This is a genomic window from Thalassobacillus sp. CUG 92003 (assembly GCF_013618635.1).
GTDB lineage: Bacteria > Bacillota > Bacilli > Bacillales > Halobacillaceae > CUG-92003.
In genome coordinates, this window is the sequence record NZ_JABLSJ010000003.1 from 320,392 (window position 1) to 343,321 (window position 22,930).

General features: G+C 43.4%; 19 protein-coding genes. 4 read left to right on the forward strand and 15 right to left on the reverse strand.

Annotated elements, in window-relative coordinates:
* Positions 1-132: 132 nt before the first annotated feature.
* Positions 133-1,047 (forward strand): LysR family transcriptional regulator, encoded by a 915-nt coding sequence (locus tag HOP45_RS06335; protein WP_181348075.1) that lies wholly within the window; start codon positions 133-135, stop codon positions 1,045-1,047.
* Between the two features lie 83 nt (positions 1,048-1,130).
* Here the strand turns inward: HOP45_RS06335 and betA are convergent, their stop codons facing one another.
* On the reverse strand, positions 1,131-2,816 hold the full coding sequence (betA, locus tag HOP45_RS06340; protein WP_181348076.1) for a choline dehydrogenase: 1,686 nt from the start codon (positions 2,814-2,816) through the stop codon (positions 1,131-1,133).
* A 454-nt stretch (positions 2,817-3,270) separates the two neighbouring features.
* Entirely contained in the window at positions 3,271-3,786 is a 516-nt protein-coding gene (locus tag HOP45_RS06345) for a pyridoxamine 5'-phosphate oxidase family protein (protein ID WP_181348077.1), read from the reverse strand.
* Positions 3,787-3,946: 160 nt separating this feature from the next.
* On the opposite strand from HOP45_RS06345, the gene HOP45_RS06350 reads away from it, so the two are divergent.
* Positions 3,947-4,207, forward strand: coding sequence for a hypothetical protein (locus HOP45_RS06350; protein WP_181348078.1), 261 nt, complete (start codon positions 3,947-3,949; stop codon positions 4,205-4,207).
* A gap of 93 nt (positions 4,208-4,300) precedes the next feature.
* Here the strand turns inward: HOP45_RS06350 and HOP45_RS06355 are convergent, their stop codons facing one another.
* From HOP45_RS06355 to HOP45_RS06415, 13 genes are all read right to left on the reverse strand, one after another.
* On the reverse strand, positions 4,301-5,878 hold the full coding sequence (locus tag HOP45_RS06355) for an FMN-binding glutamate synthase family protein (protein ID WP_255437504.1): 1,578 nt from the start codon (positions 5,876-5,878) through the stop codon (positions 4,301-4,303).
* A gap of 61 nt (positions 5,879-5,939) precedes the next feature.
* Complete coding sequence (locus HOP45_RS06360) at positions 5,940-7,655, reverse strand: pyruvate oxidase (protein WP_181348079.1); 1,716 nt, start codon at positions 7,653-7,655, stop codon at positions 5,940-5,942.
* 244 nt (positions 7,656-7,899) lie between these two features.
* Positions 7,900-9,021, reverse strand: coding sequence for a cupin domain-containing protein (locus HOP45_RS06365; RefSeq protein ID WP_181348080.1), 1,122 nt, complete (start codon positions 9,019-9,021; stop codon positions 7,900-7,902).
* A gap of 15 nt (positions 9,022-9,036) precedes the next feature.
* Positions 9,037-9,528: a DinB family protein gene (locus HOP45_RS06370; RefSeq protein WP_181348081.1), complete on the reverse strand. Its 492-nt coding sequence runs from the start codon at positions 9,526-9,528 to the stop codon at positions 9,037-9,039.
* Positions 9,525-10,481, reverse strand: coding sequence for a fumarylacetoacetate hydrolase family protein (locus HOP45_RS06375; protein ID WP_181348082.1), 957 nt, complete (start codon positions 10,479-10,481; stop codon positions 9,525-9,527). Before HOP45_RS06375 ends, HOP45_RS06370 begins: the two co-directional genes overlap by 4 nt.
* A 55-nt stretch (positions 10,482-10,536) precedes the next feature.
* A complete protein-coding gene (locus HOP45_RS06380; RefSeq protein WP_181348083.1) occupies positions 10,537-11,829 on the reverse strand; it encodes a phenylacetate--CoA ligase family protein in 1,293 nt (430 codons plus the stop codon).
* Positions 11,830-12,039: 210 nt separating this feature from the next.
* A complete protein-coding gene (locus HOP45_RS06385) occupies positions 12,040-12,615 on the reverse strand; it encodes a hypothetical protein (RefSeq protein WP_181348084.1) in 576 nt (191 codons plus the stop codon).
* Between the two features lie 23 nt (positions 12,616-12,638).
* On the reverse strand, positions 12,639-13,871 hold the full coding sequence (locus tag HOP45_RS06390) for an FAD-dependent monooxygenase (RefSeq protein ID WP_181348085.1): 1,233 nt from the start codon (positions 13,869-13,871) through the stop codon (positions 12,639-12,641).
* Between the two features lie 170 nt (positions 13,872-14,041).
* Entirely contained in the window at positions 14,042-14,446 is a 405-nt protein-coding gene (locus tag HOP45_RS06395; protein ID WP_181348086.1) for an acyl-CoA thioesterase, read from the reverse strand.
* A 44-nt stretch (positions 14,447-14,490) separates the two neighbouring features.
* Complete coding sequence (locus tag HOP45_RS06400; protein WP_181348087.1) at positions 14,491-15,867, reverse strand: solute carrier family 23 protein; 1,377 nt, start codon at positions 15,865-15,867, stop codon at positions 14,491-14,493.
* A 34-nt stretch (positions 15,868-15,901) separates the two neighbouring features.
* Positions 15,902-17,449: a class I adenylate-forming enzyme family protein gene (locus HOP45_RS06405; RefSeq protein WP_181348088.1), complete on the reverse strand. Its 1,548-nt coding sequence runs from the start codon at positions 17,447-17,449 to the stop codon at positions 15,902-15,904.
* A 325-nt stretch (positions 17,450-17,774) separates the two neighbouring features.
* Positions 17,775-18,554 carry an IclR family transcriptional regulator gene (locus tag HOP45_RS06410; protein ID WP_181348089.1) on the reverse strand — a complete coding sequence of 260 codons (780 nt, stop codon included), beginning with the start codon at positions 18,552-18,554 and terminating at the stop codon, positions 17,775-17,777.
* A gap of 5 nt (positions 18,555-18,559) precedes the next feature.
* On the reverse strand, positions 18,560-19,339 hold the full coding sequence (locus HOP45_RS06415) for an IclR family transcriptional regulator (RefSeq protein ID WP_181348090.1): 780 nt from the start codon (positions 19,337-19,339) through the stop codon (positions 18,560-18,562).
* Positions 19,340-19,500: 161 nt separating this feature from the next.
* On the opposite strand from HOP45_RS06415, the gene HOP45_RS06420 reads away from it, so the two are divergent.
* Both HOP45_RS06420 and HOP45_RS06425 read left to right on the forward strand, forming a co-directional pair.
* A complete protein-coding gene (locus tag HOP45_RS06420; RefSeq protein ID WP_181348091.1) occupies positions 19,501-21,564 on the forward strand; it encodes a 3-hydroxyacyl-CoA dehydrogenase/enoyl-CoA hydratase family protein in 2,064 nt (687 codons plus the stop codon).
* On the forward strand, positions 21,551-22,753 hold the full coding sequence (locus HOP45_RS06425) for a thiolase family protein (protein ID WP_219914498.1): 1,203 nt from the start codon (positions 21,551-21,553) through the stop codon (positions 22,751-22,753). The genes HOP45_RS06420 and HOP45_RS06425 overlap by 14 nt, the downstream gene beginning before the upstream one ends.
* Positions 22,754-22,930: the final 177 nt, after the last annotated feature.

The window sequence follows — 22,930 nt, forward strand, 5'->3', positions numbered from 1 at the left end:
TCAACTGTTAGTTATTTAGCTTATACTATTAGTATTCATAATTAAAATATATATATCGAATTCGCATTATGCTTAATAGGCATAATCGCTTCGGAATGCCGGTTACCACCATAATCTCAGGAGGGAATCTTCATGGAAATTCGACATTTAGAATATTTTTCAGAAGTTGCCAAGCACGCGAGTTTTACGAAAGCGGCCTTAGCGTTACACATCTCTCAACCGTCTTTAAGTAAAGCTATTAAACAATTAGAAGAAGAGCTGGACGTGCCTCTATTCTATCGATCCAAAACACTTGAATTAACCGACGCCGGAAAAGCTGTGCTCGGAAATACGAAACAAGTCCTGACGTCATTCAATAATTTAAACTCCGAATTAAGTGAAGTGATTGGGTTAAGAAAAGGGGAAATTAAAATAGGGATTCCACCCATCATAGGCGCATCCTTCTTCTCGCAGTTGATCAGCCAGTTTATTGAAGAATATCCCTTTGTTAATTTAAAGCTCAACGAAGTGGGCTCCAAAATGATTAAACAAGGGGTAGAAGATGGTTCATTAGATATTGGACTGGTTTGTAATGTGCCTAGTAGTAAAAGTAAATTTGAGGTAATAAAAATAATTGAGGATCCATTAAAATTAGTGGTAAATAAAGTGAATCGCTTATCTCTGAAAGAGTCGGTAGATTTAAAGGATTTAAAAAATGAACCTTTTATTCTTTACGGAGAAGACTTCACGCTACATGACCGCATCATGAAAGAATGTATTAATCATGGTTTTTACCCCAACGTCGTCTGCCATAGCTCCCAGCGCGACTTCATGATTGAAATGGTAGACGCTAGATTAGGTATAGCGCTGTTACCTAGTAAAGTAGCAGATGAAATCATAAACCCTCATCTTAAAACGATCCCGTTGGTCAACACCTCAGCCAGTCTCGAATTAGGGATGGTGTGGAAAAAAGACAAATACGTCCCTTATTCCGTCAGAGAGTTCATTAACATGGCCGAAAGTCACCTGATCCATGACCCCTCACCACCTAGGCAAACTGAAGTGTAATAAGATAAAAAAAGAAGGCACTCGATCAAAAGGGATGCTCCAAGAGCAAAGCCATTTTGAAAGAGGCCTTCTTTTTAATAGCGTTATTTCGTTATTGTGCCTGCATCAGGTGAATGCACACCATGACGATAGTAATCGGCGTGATTGGGCTCGAGCGGCTTACGTCCTCGGATGATGTCTGCGGCCTTTTCCGCCAACATCAACACAGGAGCATGAATGTTGCCGTTCGTAACAAATGGCATGGACGAAGCATCGACCACGCGTAGATCCTCGAGTCCATGAACCTTCAAGGTTTCCGGATCGATGACAGCCATAGGATCTGATTCAGGCCCCATTTTTGCCGTGCAGCATGGATGAAGGGCCGTTTCAGCATCTTCTTTCACCCATTCCAAAATTTCCTCATCTGTCTGCACAGTAGGACCTGGGGAGATTTCCCCAGCATTGTAAGGCTTCATGGCAGGCTGTGCCATAATGTTCCGCGTGACTCTTACGGCTTCTACCCACTCGCGTCGGTCTTGTTCAGTCGACAGATAGTTGTAGACCATACTTGGATGCTCTTTAGGATCTTTCGAGCGAATCTTCAAGGATCCTCGGGCATCCGAATACATCGGGCCGACGTGCACTTGGAAACCGTGATCCGTCGGTGCTTTTTGTCCATCGTAACGGACCGCTAACGGAAGGAGATGGAACATCAAATTCGGATATTCGACATCATCGTTTGAACGAACGAATCCTCCACCTTCGAAATGGCTGGTCGCTGCTGGTCCAGTGCGGCCGACCATCCACTGCAACCCAATCCATGGCATGCGCGATTTATTTAAATTAGGCTGTTCGGAAACAGGAATCGGACATGCGTGTTGGATATAAACTTCAAGGTGATCCTGGAGGTTTTCTCCTACACCTGGAAGATCGTGGACAGGTTCAATGCCAACTGAACGAAGATGTTCAGCATCCCCTACACCTGATAATTGCAGGAGCTGCGGTGAGTTGATCGCACCGCCTGAAAGGATGACTTCACCTGCTTCAACTTGATGCGTTCTCCCGTTACGTTGATAGGTCAATCCTTTGGCTCGTTTGCCGTCGAAGTCGATACGTTTAACGAAAGCACGCGTTTTCACCGTTAAATTCTCACGCTTCATGGCCGGATGCAGATAGGCGCGTGAAGCTGACAATCGCTGCCCTTTGTACACATGCTTATCAAACGGTCCGAAGCCTTCTTGGCGAAACCCGTTCACATCAGGAGTTCTGGCGTAACCAGCCTCTACCCCTGCCTGGAAGAAAGCTTCGAATAAAGGGTTGGTCGCTGGACCGCGTTCCAGTTTAACTGGCCCGTCGTGACCGCGCATCTCATCATCCTTAGGGGACCCTAAAGCATTTTCCAAGCGTTTGAAATACGGAAGACAGTGAGCAAAATCCCACGTTTCCATACCTTCCTCGGCTCCCCAGCGTTCATAGTCCATTGGATTACCGCGTTGATAAATCATACCGTTGATGGAACTTGAACCTCCAAGCACCTTTCCTCGGGCATGTTTGACACGTCGTCCATTCATATAAGGCTCAGGATCCGATTCGTATTTCCAATCGTACAGGCTTTTGCCTGCAGGAAACGGCAATGCTGCTGGCATTTGAATTAATAAATCCCAGTTGTAATCACTGCGTCCTGCCTCTAAAACCAACACGCTTTTCTCTCCATCTGCACTTAGGCGATCGCCGAGAATAGAACCCGCGCTGCCGCCTCCAACGATGACAATATCATATGCTTCACTCATGTTTAATTCCTCCTCGTGTTTGATTTGGCTTCAGACACTCGACTTTTTTAAATCTCGTGTATTTCCTTAAAATTACCATTAATGTATTGTTGACGTTTAAGGTGTTCCAAAACGATCAACTCCAATTGCGAAATAAGTTAAGTTTGTTAAGAATTTATTTAACAATTTTAACGGTAACACGTCTTTTTAAGACTGTCAAAGTCATTTTAGAGTCGTAGGCTTAAGTTATATTGGAAGAATCGCTTGGGTTGTAAGTGGGGACACGTTCACTTTTACACAGGAATTAAACGGCGCCATTGCAGGAATTTGGGGGGTTACGAGGAGATAAATAGCCGTTGGAAAATCGCTCGGGTGGTAACGTATTGTGGTAACGCCAAAATTGTACCCGAATAAACCAAAATAGACTATTTCCTGTAAAGAAAATAGTCTATTTTGGTTTGCTAGATGAATGAAATTAACGTGTCTTTTCATCAAAGCGAACGGTATCTTTTAATTCATTGCTATCCTCTATTGATTTACGACTGGCCATCTTTTTCACAAATTCCTTGACCGTTTTGACATTCACGCCAGACTCCCAGTATTCGGCGATTTCTGGGGTCACTTTGACCAGGATAACGTTCGGATCATCAGCTGAAACGTTCAGCACTTTTTCTACAATCTTATTCCAGTATTCTTTCTTTTTAGCTTCATCTTGTACAAATTCCGCAGTGCCGCTGATCGATACATAGGAATCACCTGCATAGGCCAGGTTTACGGCAGGATTGGCACTAATATCCCGGTATTTCTCTGTATCTTTTTCTGTAATGAACCAAAACTCTTCCTTGTCCAATTCTACATCCTGTGTATGCATGGGCCGCGACATGAGGTTGCCTTCAGGCGATACAGTCGTCAGCATGGCCACTTTCTCATCTTTAATCAAGTCTTTAATTTTCTTCAGGGCTTCCTGATTTTCTGAGTTTTTGTCAGTCATTTTCGTTTCCCTCCTTCTGATCATTCACCGTTGTTACGCTCTTATGCACTAGAATAATATCCTCAAATACTCACCATATTTCATTCTTTCTTTTCCCGGCTCGTCATAGAATTACACTTCATGTCATGCAAAGTTCAAAACATTTCTATTGACGAGAATGATGATCAGTTATTTCATAGTAACTGAAATTGAAATCATTACTGAGACGAAACGCATCCAAGAAGACCTCAATTATCTTGTTTATGAAGCAGAAGGCAGTCTGTTTGGAGAAAATAGAAATCCGCTGCAGCCATTTTACGGCCCGAAACGAAACAATCATGATGGTATAGCTGTGCGAAAGCGGAGAACATGTTGCTCTTATTATGAAGTATGTGATGGAGAGAAGTATTGCTCCGTTTGTCCGAAACGGCCTAAAATATAGGCTTGAGGCTTCCTTGTCAAAAGTCAGCACCTATATGTTTCAGAAGAACGTCTCACCTCTTTCACGGCATAAATAATTGCAGTGTTCTGGCTTTTACAGATTACTATCAACTTCACCACTTTCATTGATCACTTTACGAAAATCAGAGTGATAGACGGTATGTTCTCTCTTAAATTTAGTCGGCGAATCTAACCCAGCAACTGCCGCCAGATCGAATAACCCTTTTCGCAGTGCAAGCAAATAATTGGTGACACGGTATTTTTTTTCTTCGATGACAAGGCCCTGTTGTAATTTTTCATCGGTCGTCGCTACCCCTACTGGGCAGGTATTTTTATGGCAAACTTGAGACATGATGCAGCCGACACTCATCATGAATCCGCGCGCGATATTTACCAAGTCCGCTCCCAATGACAACGCCATCGCAATTTTGTCGGGAGTCAGCAGTTTACCTGATGCAATGATCTTGGTACGTTCGCGAATCCCGTGTTTTTTTAACCTGTCGTCTACTAACGGAATAGCGGAAAAAGCGGGAAGCCCCACAGAATAAGCGAGTGCATAATACGAGGCGCCTGTGCCCCCTTCACCGCCATCAACCGTCATAAAGTCAGGCACAATATCTTCCTCCACCATCTCTGACATCAATCGCTCCACCTGTTGTTCGTTACCTACGACAATTTTCAGTCCCACGGGTTTGCCGCCCACAGATCTCAGCTCATCCAAAAAACGAAGAAGCTGCGCCGGGGTGTCGATCCCCGGAAAGCGGTTTGGACTATCGATATCCTCACCCGGCTCGACTTTGCGTATAGTTGCAATCTCCTCAGTAACTTTATCGCCATCCACGTGGCCTCCGCGTGTTTTAGCCCCTTGAGCCAGCTTCAACTCGAACGCTTTAATCTGCTCATTCGATGCGTGATGGTGAAAATCTTCCCACGAAAACGCGCCGCCCTTTGTACGAACCCCAAATAGACCGGGGCTGATCTGCATGATGATATCGACGTCCCCTTTCAAATGATACGGGGAAACACTGCCTTCACCGGTATTCATCCAGGTACCGCCCGCACGTCCGAGCCCTTTCGATAACGCTGTGATGGCATGGTCGCCGAGGGATCCGAAGCTCATCGCGGATTGTCCAATCAACCCTTTCAATCGAAACGGCTGCTCGGCCGTATGCTCCCCAAGGACTACACAATCATCGTCATGCAAATAATGTGGATTGAGCTCCGAGTCGATACGGTGCTCTTTGCGATTGAACAGCTTCTCTTTATCGACTTCGTAAAGTTTCGTCTTAATTGTATCGCTTTGATCTACGCGCAATTCATCATCTTGAACGGGAAACATATCGTTCACTAAATACCAGCCGTCCTGGGTAAAATCGCGTTCCGCTCCGTATCCCATCATGCGCGTATGATACTTTCCCGCTTTATTGACGTATTCAAATTCCTTGCGATGGAAGGGCCTTCCTTCACGGTCGTTATGAAAGAGGTATTGGCGAAGCTCTGGGCCCATTTTCTCAAGGATATACCGGAATTTCCCGAGCAACGGATAGTTTTGCAATACGGAATGCTCGTTCTGCTTTTCATCGTGAATATATAACCATAGGGCCAGACATAGCGGGACCAAAATGAGTAGACCGAATAGAACGATTAAAATGGTTAACAGTACGCTATCCAAACTGATCCAACTCCTTCCTGATTCAATATAGGAGTGACAAGTCCGAAATCATACTAGCTTATTAAAGCAAGCGCTTCAGTATCGTTTTTAGAGGAGGCATATCGTTTCCTTTTTCCCCTTCCACGATTTTCTTCCATAAATATTTCGAATAGCTGACCGCCTGCCCGAATTCGATTTTTCCAGGGAGAGGCGCCCTGTCTTCAATTTCGGCATCGATAATGACTGGTTTGTCGTTCTCTTTCGCTTTTCTAAACGCTTCATTGAGCTCATGATGATTCGTAGCTTTATAGCCTGCCCCTCCTGCACTCTCAGCGAATGTTGCAAAATTAAATGTTTCGAGATCCGTGCCATACGGCAGGTTACCCATCTCCTCTTGCTCGTATTTAATCATCGCGATTTTCTCATTATTAAAGATGACGACGATCATGGCAAGATCGTATTTCACCGCTGTTAAGAAATCCTGCATGACCATCGAGAAGCCGCCATCGCCGCAAATTGCGACCACTTGTTTCTCAGGGTGCTCCACCTTAGCTGCAATGGCGCCGGGAAGCCCGCAGCCCATCGTGGCAAGCCAGCTTGAGACCACCATCTGTTGATTCGTCATCCGGAAAAAACGAGCTGTCCAAGCCGTGACATTCCCGACATCGAGCGAGATAATCGCATCATCGTCCACATAAGGCTCTAGTGTCCTTAGTACTTGCGGAGCTTCTAAGGCGCGGTCTTGTTCAGGGTCCGAAATCTCCTCCAAATGCGCCCACCAATTCTCCATGTTAGCCTGGCACGCTTTTAAAAAGGAGCTTCTTTCACGAGGCTCCAGGTGATCGTTGAGCTTTGCAAGAACCTTATCCGACGAGCCAATTAAACCGACATCGACAGGATAGCGCTTGCCGATTTGTTCGGCGTGAAGATCGATTTGAATGCCTGGCGCATCATCAGGCAGAAATTCCCGATATGGAAATGAGGTTCCGACCATAAGTAATAAATCTGCATCCTCCATCGTTTCATACGCTGGTTTTGTACCGATCTGCCCGAGATTTCCTAAATTCAACGCGTGTTGATCAGGAATCAGCCCTTTTGCTCGTAACGAAACTATGATGGGGGCTGAAATCCTCTCTGCAAATTGGACCAGCTCTTCTTTTGCTGGAAATGCTCCTTTACCGGCTAGAATGACAGGCTTTTCAGATTGACGAATCAGTTCTACTGCTTGATCAATCGTTGGTTGCTCCGGAATAATTTTAGGTGGATGGTAAGCAGAAGAACGAAGGTTTGTATTCCCTGCCGTTTCTTTGAAAATATCATCAGGCACGCTTAACACAGCGACACCATTATAACTATACGCATTTCGAAAAGCCTGTTCGAGCAGCGGGTGCATCTGGTCTCCTGACGTAACACGGCGATTAAACACTGCAACATCATCAAAGATGCGTTCTAGGTTTTCCTCCTGGAAGTTTTCCGTGCCTAATAGGTCATGAGAGATTTGTCCCGTGATTACTACCATGGGAGCTCCGTCTTCTTTTGCATCATACATGCCGTTTAATAGATGAATGGCACCGGGACCGCCAATGGAGAGACATACACTGACTTTTCCGGTTAATTTCGCTTCAGCTGAAGCAGCCAGTGTTGCGACCTCCTCGTGACGAACTTGATAGAATTGAATTTCGTCCCTCACGTTACGGAGCTCCTCCACGAGGTTGTTGATCGAGTCCCCTGGATATCCATAGACATGATCGACATCCCATTCTTTCAACATTTCAATCACTGTTTCTGATGCTTTCATTTAGACCACTCCCTTTTCGACTTCCTTCTAATCTATTGTTTATGAGGAATATTGGTCTTTACCCTTACAACTATGGACAAAACTTTAAGGGCATCGATTCAGAAAAAATCCGGTTAAATCTTAAATAATACTTCTCCTAATGCCGTTCCTCTTATAATTATCCCATTAAAACAAGGTCAACCAGATATAGACCTGATTGACCTTATAATTCGAATGGAAACATACCCTTTACAATTCATCAATCCTATATCTTTTGCAATTCAGGCTTAAACACCTCATTTACCTGTTGGTGCCCCTCATTCTCTGGATAAGTTTCTTCCCTCTCCAAACCGAATTTCTCCATCATCGGCAGGTCGCTTACTGTAAACAGATACGTGTTACCTGTAGATGTGGCCACATGTTCATGCCACGCCCAGTTCGGAATAACGAGAAGGTCACCTTCTTCCCAATCAAAGCGGACATTATCTATAACTGTATAACCTTGACCTTTAAATACGTGGACCACTGTAGAGCTAGTGTGGCGGTGAGCTTTTGAATGAAAACCAGGTTCAAGCTTCTGAATTCTGGATGAAATGTTCGGATGCGCTGTTTCCCCATTAGACGGACTTAAATATTCAACTGAAAAACCGTCGTAAGGGTCGGGCTCGAAATCCGACATACTGTCCAGCGCCTGTTTCGTTTGCTCCCATTTATAGGCTCCAAGCGGCGTATGCTCACTATCTCTGTCTTGAGGCGGCCTTACCTGTCCTCCTGCATATTTTCTGGCAGAATAATTATCCGGCAATGAAGGGTTTTCAATGCCATCTGGATGTCCTTCAAAAAACGAGCCATTTAAGAAGTAAATGGTTGGAATATCCAATACATCAATCCAGAACATCGGCTTATCCCCTGGCTGGGAGTGACCGTGCCAGCGTCCTTTTGGTGTGGAAAGGAAATCGCCTTCTTCCATAAATAATCGTTCACCATCCACAATGGAATAGGCTCCATCCCCTTCTTTAATGAACCGTAAGGCACTTTGGGTGTGGCGATGGGAAGGGGCAGTTTCCCCTGGGAGAATCAGTTGAACCGCCACATACATGGTGGATGTAGTCGATCCCCATCCGTAGGGCTCCCGATTTTCCAGACCGGGATTCTGCAGGTAAATCGCACGTCTTTCCCCACCGCGTTCTGGAGTGAATATTTCTGTAGCATCTTCTAATTTTTCTTTAATCAACTTCCATTTCCACAGATAAGGCTTCACACTTTGATTCGGCTCTTTTGAAGCAAGCATCGGGATTGCGTGCCAGAGCGGGCCGAGGTGGTGTTGTTTAATATCTTCATCAAATTCCTGGACTTCCTTACTTTGCATAAAATCGTTTTGTTCCATTTTTATGCTCCTCCTTTAATGATGAACGTTTTCTTTATAATTAGCGATGTTTCGTTCCACTTGACTGATATGCTTTCCGATATGTTCGATAATGAAATGCTCGACTAAGAAGGATAGAGGTTTCACGCCGAATTTGGGATTGACGTGCTCTTTTTTTAGTTCAAATTCTTCGGGATCCAGCTTCCCGATCTCGGCAAAAACCTTATCCTTACTGGCTGCAATTTTGTCACGAATAACGTCAATGTTAAGTTCCTCAACATTTTCCACAGCTGCAAGACGCCCTTCATGTTTCAATGTACGCCCCCATTTTTCCTTGCCGTCTACCGCTTCCATAAGGTCTTGAATCCAGAAGTTAAGCGACTCATTCACGTGAGCATGGATTTGTAAAATTGACCATTCATCTTGCGAGGGCCGCCATTTCACAATTTCCTTTGATACATCGGAAACCTCCAAGTACGTATTTACGTTTTCTTTAATTTGCTGCTGGTATTCGTCTACTTTACTCATACATGCACCCCCGTTTTTGCTTCATTCTTCACTTCATTTTCCAATACTCCGATCTGGTCGATGCTGATAGTGACTGTATCACCTTCCTGCAGAAACTCCTGCGGGTCTCGAGCGGCACCGACGCCTCCTGGTGTGCCGGTAAGCAGGATATCGCCTGGTTCCAGCGTGATCAGATGCGAGACAAAATCAACCAAACGATTAACGTTGAATACGAGACTGCTTGTATTAGATTTTTGTTTCGTTTCGCCATTGACTTTTAACTCCACATTCAAGTTATGCGGATCAGGCACCTCATCTTTCGTTACTAGCCATGGACCTAGCGGGAGGGTGCCGTCAATGCTTTTCCCTTGAAGCCATTGTAAAGTACGCTTCTGGAGGTCGCGGACACTAACATCATTGGCAATTGTATAACCAGCCACATAATCAAGGGCGTCGTCTTCTTTGACCTCCTTCGCTTGCTTGCCCATAACAAAAGCAAATTCCGCTTCAAAGTCATATTGGTCTGATACATTCTTTTTTACAATCGGGGCGTCTGGTCCTGAAATGGTGTTATTAAATTTAGCGAACAATACGGGGTTTTCGGGCAGCTCCCGCTTCATTTCCAAAATGTGTTCGCGGTAATTATGCCCGACACAGATAATCTTGGTCGGTTTCCCGACCGGCGCTTCCAACTGGACGTCTCCTTTGTCGAACACCACTTCTCCGTCTGCTTCTAGTCCGCGAGAGACGACATAATCCACAGCTTCTTTAGCTTTCGTCAGGGTTTCCTCTCCCCCTTCTAACAGTAAACTCATATCCGAAGGCACATAGACATCAGCAGCTCTTTTCGCCAATTGGCTTCCTTCTGAAGTTTGGTAGTTCGCATAAGCTCTGTTCAAATCGATAATGACGCCATCTTCATAGACTCCCGTTCTCTTTTCCTGTTTGTTTGCAATGTAATTGACTAGTTTCATATGCTTCTCTCCTCCATTTCAATTTCCATACTGTGTTCATCGTTGCATAAAGCGTTTAAAGAATGGGTTTATTTATGTCATGCCTTCGATCGTCCACCCTCCGTGACTTCAATTCAAACCGGGGCAGTACGTTATCATCGACCAATTCTACTTCTACTCTCAACCCCAGCCTTTCTCTTAAAAGCGCTTTCATTTTGTCTAAAATAAACGCATCACCTTCATACTGAATTTTCACTTGATCCATTCCATTTTCTTGATAATACATAATTTTAAACTCGTTTAATTCTTTGAACTCTCTCACAACAGATTCAATAGATTGAGGAAAAATGTTAATACCGCGAATGACCACCATGTCATCCTGCCTTCCTACTATACCCCCTGGAAGAAAACGATAGGGATTACCGCACCCGCATTGGGCCATCGAATGTACCACGACATCTCCCGTGCGATACCTTATCAGCGGGTAACCATATCTTCCTAGATTCGTCAGTACGAGTTCACCTCTTTCACCTTCCCTCACATGGTTACCCGTCTCGGGATCTATCACTTCTGCGATGAATTCTGATTCGTTTATATGCAATCCTTTTTGTTCGGAGCAAGAAAAACCGTAAGCACCCATCTCAGTCATCCCTACATGATCGAAAACTTTTGCTCCCCAACTGGCTTCGATTTTTTCCCGCACGGAAGGGATAGATCCGCCCGGCTCTCCAGCGGTTATGATGGTTGTTAGTGAGGCATGATAAATGTCGATATCATTCTGTTCGGCGACTTCAGCCAAATACAGGGCGTAACTAGGCGTACATAACAGAACGGTCGCTTGATTTTCTATCAGATTGTCCAGTCTCTGCTTTGTAGATTGGCCTCCTCCAGGAATCACAAGACATCCAACATCCTTCCCAGCTTGATACCCGCCCCAGAACCCGACGAAAGGTCCAAACGAAAAAGCAATGAAAATGGTATCCTCTGCGGTGACGCCACTGCTTTTATAAACTTCCTGCCAGCATGTGCTCCACCATTCCCAACTTTCCTTCGTGTCCATGACGCGGATCGGTTTTCCTGTCGTGCCTGATGTTTGATGAAATTCGACATAACTGGTTAGCGGATAGGAGTAAATTTTGCCGACTGGTTTATTGTTTTCCTGGTCCTCTGAGAGTTCTTGCTTAAACGTAAAAGGCAGTTCTGCCAAACGCTCATACCCTCTAATCGGTAACGTGATCTCTTTCAGTTTTTCCTGGTAAAATGCATTATTTTGTAAGAGAAACACCAACATCTGGTTCAATCGCTGAAATTGGTAAGATTTGAGGTCCATTTTCGTTTCATATAATGGATATAGAGCTGCCGTTTCCATAACAAAGCTCCTTCCTCTTTTTGTATCAGCAGTGTTGGTGTTAATTATAGAATGTACTGAATTGATGAAAAACAGCGGAATTCTGATATGTGGAACGTTACGTGAATAGTTGCTGAATTTTTTGATTTTTCGATACAAAAACTCCGAACAATTTCAGCAAATCGTTCGGAGTTTTTGTGTTTATTCCGTTTTGTCCCAGTCTCGTGCTAGTCATGCCAAATAAAATATATTCTGCTTCGGACCAATCGGCATGTGGCCTTCTTCCCTAATCTCTATCAGATAAATAAAGGGGTTCTCTTCCCATCCACTCTGGTCTGCTACAACTTCCCATGCACAAGCTAATAGACTGATATACATGGCATGCCCCACTAGTAAGGAGACGGCTTGTTGATTTTGAAAATGGTTATAAGCTCCTGCAAAGGCACCATGATAAACAAGCTCAGGAATATCGTGGACTAGCTGATCCAAACTATCTTTTCTCCCCGTCGCTTTTCCTTTCTCACTGATTTTATCTGGAACTTCCTTTACGACATCCCATAATTGACTACCCTCTAATTCCAAACTTTTGATTGTACCAGGTACATCTTGTAAAGGTACCCATTCTGTTTCATAGGCATGTAAGTCAAATGCCTCCATAAACTGTTGCAGGTTTTTTTCTATTCTTACATGGTCAGTTCCAATGTGCTGATACCATTCCACATTTAAAAGTCTGTCGATCAAAGTTTTGACTTGCTTATCATTGGGCCCAAAGAGCTCTTGCTTTGGAGCATACGTTGTTATGGCCATAGTAACTCGCTCCTTCAATATAATTAGTATTTAGTGGTCAATTCAGGGGGGCCAAACTTCGGTCCATAAGGCCCTTCATCAAGCCAGCGTCCCAGCTTAGGAGCTATTGTAGTCAAAGAAGCTGCTACTTCACGTTTCATATTCATTTTCGGTGAGTCCCCTTGTAAATGATGCAGAGCGGTTGTTGAGCTATCCCTATTCCATTGGGCAGCTATTCTCCGTTCCTTTGCGGAAGCATATATGGCTGCTTGTCTTTGTTCATCACTATTACTTTGTAATGCTTGTTCAATCCCGTTCACAGCAATGATGGCATCCGGAACGCCAGAATTAAGCCCTCTTGCCCCAAAAGGCGCGAATAAGTGAGCCGCTTCCCCGGCCAGCAGAATTCTGTAATGATCATCTGTAAAAGAATTCGCCACAACTTGATGGAAACTGTAAGAAGACACCCACTTAATGCGCTCCGTGTACTTAGGATCCATCACTTTAGGCAGCCACTTCTTGACCCCTTCGACATCCTTGAAAGCTTCTGGGTCATCCCCTTCTAGCAATTGCAGATCGACTCTCCATCCTCCTTTGAAAGGGACGTGCATCACATTTCTTCCACCCATGGCAGGATGTTGATAATGAAAAATCCGCTCAAGCGGAAGGGGATGATCTTCGTCTTCTTCCAAATCTACAACCAGGAACGTATCTTGAGTGCGGGGGCCTTCAAATTCTAAACCGACCGACTGTCGAATTACTGAGCGTCCCCCGTCTGCGCCGATGACATAATCAGCTTCCCATACGTCCCCTGACTCAGTAGTGATTGTCGCCCCTTCAGAAGTCGTTTGGCAATCAGCAACTGGACTCCCCCAGATAAACTCTACCCCTGAAGCCATACAAGCGTCATATATATGTCCTTCAATTTCATCTTGATGAAGCGCGGTAAATGGAGGAAGCTTATGAGGATCGTTCGTATTCGTAATGCCATAATCTTTTTTATACACTTCTTTTCCTTTGTAAAGCGTGCGTTTCACGGGCCAGACAATCCCATTTCTAGCAAGTGTGAAGCCTAAACCTTTATATTGGTTTTCTAGTAATTTTAATGAAGCATTGTGCAAAAATATGGCTCTGCTTCCAGGGCGCGGACGATCTTTTGGCTCTGCTTCAATCACCGCACAAGATATGCCTCTGCTCTGCAAGGTAAGGGCAGCTGTTAAACCGACTGGCCCCGCCCCTACTACGATAGCCGTACGCTTCTTTGTCTCTACACTCATATTCAAACACACCCTTTTCAGATAGTTACACCTTTTCCAATTACGTTCATTATAGAATAACGATTTTTTCTATAGGCGAGATGAATTCTTATATATGGAACTCTACCAATGAAATTAAAGAAGTTATGTTCCTCTATAGCGTGGAACATAACTTCTTTCCTAAACTTACTTCACTCAGCTAACAGAGTTGCTTGTATGGAGTCAGGCACAGGGACTGCTGTTGGTTTTCCCTCAGCTGTAGAGGTCCATGCTCTTTGTTCATACCCTAGGGCGACCAACTCCCCGCTCCTGAAAAATAAATGCTCCACTTTGAAAATTTTATTATTAATCTCTTTAACCTCTGACTTAATGCTCACCTTATCTTCAAAAACAAGCGGCGCTTTGAACTGGCAAAACGCCTCCAAGAGCGGAATAATCACCAGTTCTTCCTTCTGCAACTTGGATACACTATAACCTGCAGCTTCAAATAATTCATGGGTGGATTCATCCTGCCACTTATAATAATTCGGATAGAATACGATCCCGGCAGCATCGGTATCTCCCCATCTAACTTTAATATCGTAAACATTATGCATTTAGCGCTTCCTCCTAGCTGATGAACCGGTATAATGTTGTAAGGCTACATATTCTCTATTTTTTCCTGTTCATGTGACTCCTCTGTGACATGCGATTTCCTTGGGAATATGGTCTCCCGTTGAATAATAAAATAAAGCACGATACCAACTAAAAGGGCGTGCCCGGCACCATACACCGCAAGCACAATCCCCATAACACCTGCGACCCCAATCTCTTTCTCATTGTTCACTTGTTGAATACCGACTGTAATACATAAATATCCAGTTAGGATAAGCGTAATGGATAAAGCGATCGGCAAGAATGGTTGAAACAGCGTAACAAGCGGTAAAATAAATATGGCTAAGGATAAAGAGATCAGCAGTGAATTGGTGCCTGAGAAAATAGATTGCATCGCTTTTTTTCCAAACGTGTACCGTTCTGCGACTGAAGCCGTTCCCGCGGTAAATATAGGGCCAGCCAACCCTGGATGAGGGAAAAACAGAGCATGAGCGAAATTGCGAATAAAGGTCAACATATGAATTTGATTGGAGTTATATTCAATTTTTTCATCTGGTCTAAACGTACTCGACCTCTCAATAAGTTTATCTCCGACAATGATATCCCCATAGGCGATAATGTATGCCAGAACAGCCGTAGGCGCTGCAGCAATGAAAATCTCCCATCCTGGAAAACCGATTGCAAAAGGCGTAACACTCCACATGGCAGGTAATGAAGGAATCGTGATGCCCCATTCAATTTGAGGGGAAGGATATTCTTGAATCAGCCACCCTATTAATATAGCTACAATAATAGCAGGCATAATCCCGTAATTTGCGATAAAACGGAGGACTCTATTATTATCATGAAGGTTGCGGAAAGATCTCGAAAACATCGTATATAAACATAGTAACCCGCCTATTATAAGGGTGATCGGGGTTTCGGCAAGTCTTCCTCCCGATTCAATTTCTGTCATAATCGCTGCTATACCTGCACCAATTAGAATGCCTGCCTTTAATGAATTAGGAAGTTTCGTTACAAATAGTCTCCCAAGCCCCGTAACCCCGAATAATAAGAAGATCAGGGCGACTATTAGTTGCAGAGCTATTAATGCTTGTATAGCCTGAGTACCAGGTTCGAACCCGCCCAAGAATACAATAAGCACAGGAATAAGCGGCGTAATAAACCCCGGTACAAAAGGGACGCCTAACATAGGGGGAAGCAGCATAAAGAATTGACCGAAAATAACGATCGCTAATGCTGCACTATAAGGCATGCCAAGCGGGCCCGTCATTATTTCGATCATACTTAATCCGATCGTAAATATCACAACGCCTTGAATTAATTCTGGAGCTTCAAGTCGATAATGAATGAAAGGCAGTCTTAATTGATAGTTTCCTATTTTCCAATGCGACTGAACGTTAGGTTGCTTTTGTTTTCCCATTATATACCCTCCTCTGTATATTTAACTGATTACTTTAGTCGTTTTCAGAGACTAGCTGTTTTTTTAGTTTTACTTTTTGAATTTTACCGCTGGACGTCATAGGAATATGATCGACAAAAATAACGGAAGATGGTGTTTTATATTTGGCTAGGTGGTTTGATACATAATCCTTCACTTCTTGCTCTGGCAGCGTTGTTCCTGAATGGAGCTGGACGACTGCACATACAACTTCCCCCAGTATTTCATCAGGGATGCCTATTACAGCAGCTTCTGAAATGTTGTCATGTTCATAAAGGAGCGCTTCGATCTCTTTTGGATAAATATTAAGGCCTCCCCGTATGATCACTTCTTTTTCTCTGCCTACATAGCGAAGGTTTCCTTGCTCGTCCAGTACACCTAAATCCCCCGTGTAGTACCAACCTCCTTCATCTAAGACCTGGTTGGTTTTTTCAGGTAGTTTGTAATAGCCCTTCATGTTTCCAAAGCTTTGTACTGCAATCTCACCCGTACTTCCAAAGGGAAGCTCCTCTTTGAATTCATTTACAATTTTTATCTTTATTCCTTCGAAAGGTTTTCCTAACGTTTCTAGAATAGATGCTTCAGCATCTTCATAGCCATTAATGGTTACGCCTCCGCCCGTCTCAGTCGTGCCAAAAGATTGGCATAAATGAAACTTCATTTTATCTCGTATCTTTTTCATCTGTTCGGGAGAGATTGGCGCAGCTCCTACCATTCCTGTACGAAGAGACGATAAATCGTATTCTTCAAAGTTCTCAACGTCAATTTCCTTCAAAAACATGGTGGGAACGCCTTGATGCACGGTAACCTTCTCTTGTTCGATCAGTTCAAGCATACGATTTGGATTGAACCTTTCTACGAGCACCATTCTTGCTCCGGCACCAACTGCGGCGATCAAGTTGCAAGCGATTCCAAATATATGAAATAACGGTGCCGGAACAATAAACACATCTTCAGGATTACAGCGCATTTCATCTACGACAGCTGCTGCACATTTTGCAACACTTCGATGCGTAATCATAACGCCTTTCGGTAGCCCGGTCGTTCCGGATGTATAAAGAATACAAAATAAATCGTCGGGAGAAGCAACAGGTTCTGTGGTACTGGTCACCTCGTTGTTGTGCAATTCTTTATAAGGAACGAAACCTTCTTCATAAAACCGAACAGAAATGACATGCCTTACTAGAGGCAATACGCTTGATTTATCAACATTCTCAATGAATTTTTGCGTCATAAACAGGACCTTTGGTTCAGCATTCTTTAAGATATACTCAATTTCATTTGCACGGTACATCGGGTTAAAAGGCACCAAAACTGCACCCAGCCTCGCTGTGGCAAAAAATACAACAGCTGTTTCATTCCAGTTAGGCAGACAGACAGCTACTCTATCCCCCTTTCCTACGCCTAATTTCTGTAGCCCTTCTGCCAAACTAATACTTTGCGAAAGTAATTCACTGTACGTAAGACGTTCATACTGATCGTACAAAGCCTCCGTATGTCCGAAATTTCTTGCTGACTCATTTAATAAGCCGCTTATTGTCTCCCTAAATTGAGTCTTCACCATACATTCACCCTCTTTAGAATTACTCATTTTAATCGTTTGCCTTTAGAGAGCCGACTAATTGAAACCGCTTACACCAAATTATAAAAATATCTACTACTTTCGAGCTATCGAATTTTCTCTTATGTGGAACACATCGTATATTTTTTGAAAATTTTAAAAATATGACGTGTTAATTACCATTATATAGCGTTCTTTACTAAGGAGAAGATTGTTTTAATAATTGCCATTTAACCCCAAATTGTAGAGCATCCATATTAAAAAGACCTTCACTATGCAACCGTTGGAAAACGTGTTATATAGTGAAGGTCTTTTGTCCCGAGCTTCCCTAATAAAGATCACCGTAAAAACCCAGTTCTTCAGAAATATCATTAGCCGTTTCCTTCAAATGGCTTACATAAAAGGAACGCTCCCTTTTCTCAAGGCGTTTAGATGGAGTTATCATTGTTAATGCCGACACAACGTTTGAAGAGTAATCCCTAATAGGTACAGCTATACTGGAATATCCTTCATAGAATTCTCCATCGCAAATTGCATAACCTTCGCCTTCAATAGATTGAAGACGTTCTCTGAGTTCATTTGGATGTGTCATAGTGTGGGAAGTGTAACGTTGCAGAGGTGCTGATAAAACCTGATCCTTAAACGCCATATCCTGATAAGCAAGCAGGACTAATCCTGCACTTGTACAGTGGATAGGGCCTTTTCGCCCTTCGTTTGTGATAAGATGCTCAGGCTCGTTTCTTTGAACACGATAATAAAAAACCAAATGTTTTTCTTCAAGCAGACATATTTGGCACGTTTCGTTTACCTGCCTAACAAGATTTTCCACGAAGGGAAACGTATCGCGATAAATTTCCTTATGCACAGAAACTACACCGCCAAGGGTCAGTAGTGATAAACCCAGCCGATATTTTCCATTGCGTGGGTTTTGTGACAAGAAGCCTTCTCTGCATAATGTAGTAATCAAGCGGTGCGCGCTGCTTTTCGGCAGCTCTGCCTGGTTAGCTATATCAGTAACACTAAGTTCCTTGCTTTTGCTTGTCTTAAATAGGTTAAGGATTCTCATAGCATTCATTATTGAAGTCAGCAGGTACTTCTGGGAAGACATACACATCACCCTTTTCTAGCGGCATGTGCCTGCCGCCGCTTTACTATGTCAGATAGATCTCTTCCTGCCATCATAACTTTACCGATTAAACTATCTTCAGAGGGCTTCATCCTCTGAACAGGACCTACGATACTTATAGCAGCGATTACGGCGTTTTCTTTATTATATACCGGCGAACTAATAGAGAAGATGCCTGTTTGATATTCCTGATCGCTTATGGTGTAACCAGCTTGTCTAATGTGAGCAAGTTTTTCTTTCAATTTTTCAGGACGTGTCAATGTATTCTCAGTAAACGCTGTCATTTCACCGCTGAGGACTTTATTAATTTCACCTTTCGACTGATAGGCTAATATCGTCTGGCCTGCCCCTGTACAATAAACAGGATTATGCTTTCCGAGGAAAGTATCCAATTGAGTGGAATAAGGACTTTCTTCTTTTTGCAGATAAATAAGCTGCGTGTCATCGATAATACTCAAATGAGCACTTTCCCCTGTTTCATCTCTAAGATGTTTTAGGATAGGGGTGGACTCGCGAATAATGTGGATCTGCTCCGTCACAGTATGTGTTAATTCCAGGATAGAAAGGCCAAGCGCGTATTTCTGGGTCTCCCTATTTTTAACGATAAAATTTTCTTCTGCCAACGAAACGAGCAGACGGTGGGCCGTACTGACCCCAACACCTAATTCTTCCGAAAGTTCACTAACACCCAATTCCGGGTTACTACTGGAAAAACATTTTAATGCATACAGTGCATTTTCAAGACTTGTAGGTGAACGTTCGCCCATTTTTACCCTCCTTGAAGGTTGTTGCTTTAGTTTCTCCTACTATAAGTTCCACATAAAAGAAAATCAACCTTTTGCTCCCTTACTCAACGGCTTAAAATGTAAACCATATCAATCAAGTAAAGGCTTACAATGAATTTGATTATAGTAGGAGGAGAAATCAAATGGGTAACCAATTTAAGCTCGGCGTTGTAGGAGCAGGGAATATGGGGGCCGGAATCGCACAAAAAATGGCTCAGGAAGGTCTGCACGTAACCTTAGTTGACCTAAAAGAGGAACAAGTAGATAGAGGGATTAACAATATAAAATCGACGCTGGAAGAAGGTGTATCCCGGGGGATTTTTAAAGAAAGCGAAGTGACCAACGTCATGAATCATATCCATGGCACTACTTCTTATGGTGATTTAAAGGATGCCGATTTAGTCGTAGAAGCCGTTTTTGAAGACATCGGCATTAAGTCAAGTGTGTTTCAGAAGCTAGATGCCGTCTGCTCAAACAAAACAATCCTTGCTACGAATACGTCAAGTCTATATGTGAAGGACCTAGCTCACTATACGAATCGACCGGATAGGGTCATCGGCATGCATTATTTTTACCACCCTGCTAAAAACAGATTAGTCGAAGTCATTCCTCATGAAGGGACGAGCAAAGAGACGATTGAAACCACACTATTAATTGGAAAGCTTCATAATAAAACATGTATACAAGTGAAGGATTCGCCTGGATTTGCAGTTAATCGTTATTTTGTCCCCTTTTTGAATGAATCCGTCCAGCTGCTAGAAGAAGGATTCGGCAACATTCCAACTATAGATGCTGCAGCAAAACAAGCATTTGAGATTGGCATGGGGCCTTTTGAATTAATGAATGTTACCGGCGTACCTATTGCCGAACATGCTTCCACTCATTTAGCAAACGAAATCAGTGAATTTTACGCACCGGCGAACTTATTAAAAAAGCAAACAGAACGTCAAAAAGAATGGGATCTGAACGGAGAAGTTGTTGAGGAAAAATTCGATAAAATAAAACAGCATCTACGTGCAACAGTATTTGGTATAGCTTCAGCTCAGGTTGAAGAAGGCGTCGCAAGTATAGAAGACACGGATATAGGTTCTAAAGTCGGCTTGAAATGGAAGTTGGGACCTTTCGAACTAATGAATAAAATCGGGATTAAAAAATCTTATAGCATTGTAGAGGAGCTACATTCCAAACGTCTCACCTTTCATCATCCAGCACTGCTGAAAGATCACGCTGAAAACAACACCCCTTTTACGTTTAAATATGTTGAAACACATCATAAAAACGCCATCGCCTATCTGACAATTAAGCGTCCAGAAGCGATGAATGCTTTAAACCCGGTCGTAGTCGAACAGTTAGAAGAGGCATTTGATAGGGCTGAAGAGAACCCTAGCGTTAAAGGCATTGCGATACAAGGGTCTGGGAAAGCCTTCGTGGCTGGAGCAGATATCAACTTCTTTATTGAATGCATTAAACATGACCACATCCAAGAAAACGTAGCTTTTACGAGGAAGGGCCATCATTTATTTAGAAAGTTGGAAACGTCGAATAAAATGACGGTTGCTATTTTAGATGGGCTATCGCTTGGAGGGGGCAGTGAACTAGCACTAGCATGCCAAGCTATCGCAGCTACAAACCAGGGAACTATGGCATTTCCTGAAAGCGGTTTAGGGATATACCCAGGGCTTGGAGGCATGCTTCGCTTAAACCACCAAATCGGAAAAGAGCTAACAAAATATTATGTCATGACAGGTAAAACCATAAGAGCAGCAGAAGCCAGAGATTTAAAGCTAGTAACGGACGTAACGGATTTAGATAACATGCAGGAAACTGTAGAAGCAATAGTTGAAAAAGGCCGCGTTGATAAGTATGAAGAGAGAAGCATTCCCAACTCATTCACCCCTCATCAACAAGCCTTCTCAGATCATAATATTGAATTGCTCCTGAAGGGTGAACAACCTAAAGGTATAGACGAAAAAACAGCCGACACATTAATCGGCATCCTTAAAGCTAAAGGACCCATCGCGTTAAAAACGATTAATCACTTAATTAACAAACAAGCAGACCTCTCGATTGACGAAGGCATTGAGCTTGAATTGAATCACTTAACAGAAATCTTCAGCACCGAAGACGCATTGAGAGGGCTTACCGCTTCTATCCGAAATACCCAGCCTGTTTTTGTAGGAGGGCCTGATCATTATGAGCATGTTTAATAAAGCTTATATACCCTATGGCGGATATTATTCCACGCCCTTCAGTAAATGGCAAAATAGCTTTCAAAATGAAAATTCGATCGAGTTAGGAGCTAAAAGCAGTAAGAAATGGTTTGAATCAAATAATATGGACCCTAATGAAGAATTAGACTTTCTCTATCTGGGAATTACCGTCGGGCAAAAAGGTGTATTTTATGGTTCTTCATGGGCAGCGACAATGATGGGTGCACAAGACGTCGCTGGGCAGACGGTTATGCATGCATGTGCTACAGCATCTACTTCACTCTATAATGCAGCGGCCTCCATAGAAGTCGGTAATATGGATATAGGTTACTGCCTATTGACTGATAGATGTTCAAACGGCCCCCACACGATTTGGCCCAACCCTAAAGGATTAGGCGGCCAGGTTATATCCGAGAATTGGAACCTTGATAACATGGCTGCCGATCCTTCCACAGGTGAAGGAATGCTCATGACTGCTGAAAATGTCGCTAAAGAGAATGGATTTACGAAGGAAGAAGCCGATGAACTTACGTTAAGAAGGTACGAACAATATGAGGATTCATTAATAAATGATGCTTCCTTTCAGAAACGCTATATGCAGCCAGTCGAAATCGCTGTATCAAAAAGAGAATCAAAAATCGTAGCTGGTGATGAAGGTGTCATGAAAACGTCCGAAGACGCTTTGCGCCGGTTGAATCCGACTATGGAAAACGGGGTTGTATCCTTTGGCGGCCAGACTCACCCGGCTGATGGAAATGCGGGTATGATTGTAACCACCCAAGCGCATGCAGAACGGCTAAGCAAAGACCCACACATTCCGATCCAAATTATGTCGTATGGTTTTTCCAGAGTAAATAAAGCCATGATGCCGACTGCCCCTGTGCATGCCGTTAGAACGGCTTTAGAGAAAGCTGGGCTGACGATTGAAGACATGACTACCATTAAGAATCACAACCCTTTTATAGTGAATGATTTATATCTAGCAAAAGCATTCGGAATAGACCCGATGACATTTAATAATTACGGCAGTTCTTTAGTCTTTGGCCACCCCCAGGCGCCAACAGTCGGCCGTTTAGCTATTGAAGCGATAGAAGAAACGGTAGAAAAAGGCGGCGGTTATGCCCTGGTAACGGGGTGTGCCGCAGGTGATAATGGTGCTGCAATCGTATTAAAGGTCGGTAGTTAATTTTCATAAAAAACTAACTCAGTACTTCCACTTCATGTACAAAGCGAATGAAACATAAGTAAATCAGAGGTTATTATGAGCAAACATTGGAAACCTATCTACTTTTTCATAGTCAAAACACAGAAACGCATGCGGTGACAGCGCGAGCCGAAGTCCCACAGGAAAGCGACCTTCGCT

What these genes read in the sequence shown, in the direction of transcription:
- HOP45_RS06335 (WP_181348075.1), top strand. Translation starts at nt 133, where the DNA reads ATGGAAATTCGACATTTAGAATATTTTTCAGAAGTTGCCAAGCACGCG.
- betA (WP_181348076.1), bottom strand. Translation starts at nt 2,816, where the DNA reads ATGAGTGAAGCATATGATATTGTCATCGTTGGAGGCGGCAGCGCGGGT.
- HOP45_RS06345 (WP_181348077.1), bottom strand. Translation starts at nt 3,786, where the DNA reads ATGACTGACAAAAACTCAGAAAATCAGGAAGCCCTGAAGAAAATTAAA.
- HOP45_RS06350 (WP_181348078.1), top strand. Translation starts at nt 3,947, where the DNA reads ATGATCAGTTATTTCATAGTAACTGAAATTGAAATCATTACTGAGACG.
- HOP45_RS06360 (WP_181348079.1), bottom strand. Translation starts at nt 7,655, where the DNA reads ATGAAAGCATCAGAAACAGTGATTGAAATGTTGAAAGAATGGGATGTC.
- HOP45_RS06365 (WP_181348080.1), bottom strand. Translation starts at nt 9,021, where the DNA reads ATGGAACAAAACGATTTTATGCAAAGTAAGGAAGTCCAGGAATTTGAT.
- HOP45_RS06370 (WP_181348081.1), bottom strand. Translation starts at nt 9,528, where the DNA reads ATGAGTAAAGTAGACGAATACCAGCAGCAAATTAAAGAAAACGTAAAT.
- HOP45_RS06375 (WP_181348082.1), bottom strand. Translation starts at nt 10,481, where the DNA reads ATGAAACTAGTCAATTACATTGCAAACAAACAGGAAAAGAGAACGGGA.
- HOP45_RS06380 (WP_181348083.1), bottom strand. Translation starts at nt 11,829, where the DNA reads ATGGAAACGGCAGCTCTATATCCATTATATGAAACGAAAATGGACCTC.
- HOP45_RS06385 (WP_181348084.1), bottom strand. Translation starts at nt 12,615, where the DNA reads ATGGCCATAACAACGTATGCTCCAAAGCAAGAGCTCTTTGGGCCCAAT.
- HOP45_RS06390 (WP_181348085.1), bottom strand. Translation starts at nt 13,871, where the DNA reads ATGAGTGTAGAGACAAAGAAGCGTACGGCTATCGTAGTAGGGGCGGGG.
- HOP45_RS06395 (WP_181348086.1), bottom strand. Translation starts at nt 14,446, where the DNA reads ATGCATAATGTTTACGATATTAAAGTTAGATGGGGAGATACCGATGCT.
- HOP45_RS06400 (WP_181348087.1), bottom strand. Translation starts at nt 15,867, where the DNA reads ATGGGAAAACAAAAGCAACCTAACGTTCAGTCGCATTGGAAAATAGGA.
- HOP45_RS06405 (WP_181348088.1), bottom strand. Translation starts at nt 17,449, where the DNA reads ATGGTGAAGACTCAATTTAGGGAGACAATAAGCGGCTTATTAAATGAG.
- HOP45_RS06410 (WP_181348089.1), bottom strand. Translation starts at nt 18,554, where the DNA reads ATGTCTTCCCAGAAGTACCTGCTGACTTCAATAATGAATGCTATGAGA.
- HOP45_RS06415 (WP_181348090.1), bottom strand. Translation starts at nt 19,339, where the DNA reads ATGGGCGAACGTTCACCTACAAGTCTTGAAAATGCACTGTATGCATTA.
- HOP45_RS06420 (WP_181348091.1), top strand. Translation starts at nt 19,501, where the DNA reads ATGGGTAACCAATTTAAGCTCGGCGTTGTAGGAGCAGGGAATATGGGG.
- HOP45_RS06425 (WP_219914498.1), top strand. Translation starts at nt 21,551, where the DNA reads ATGAGCATGTTTAATAAAGCTTATATACCCTATGGCGGATATTATTCC.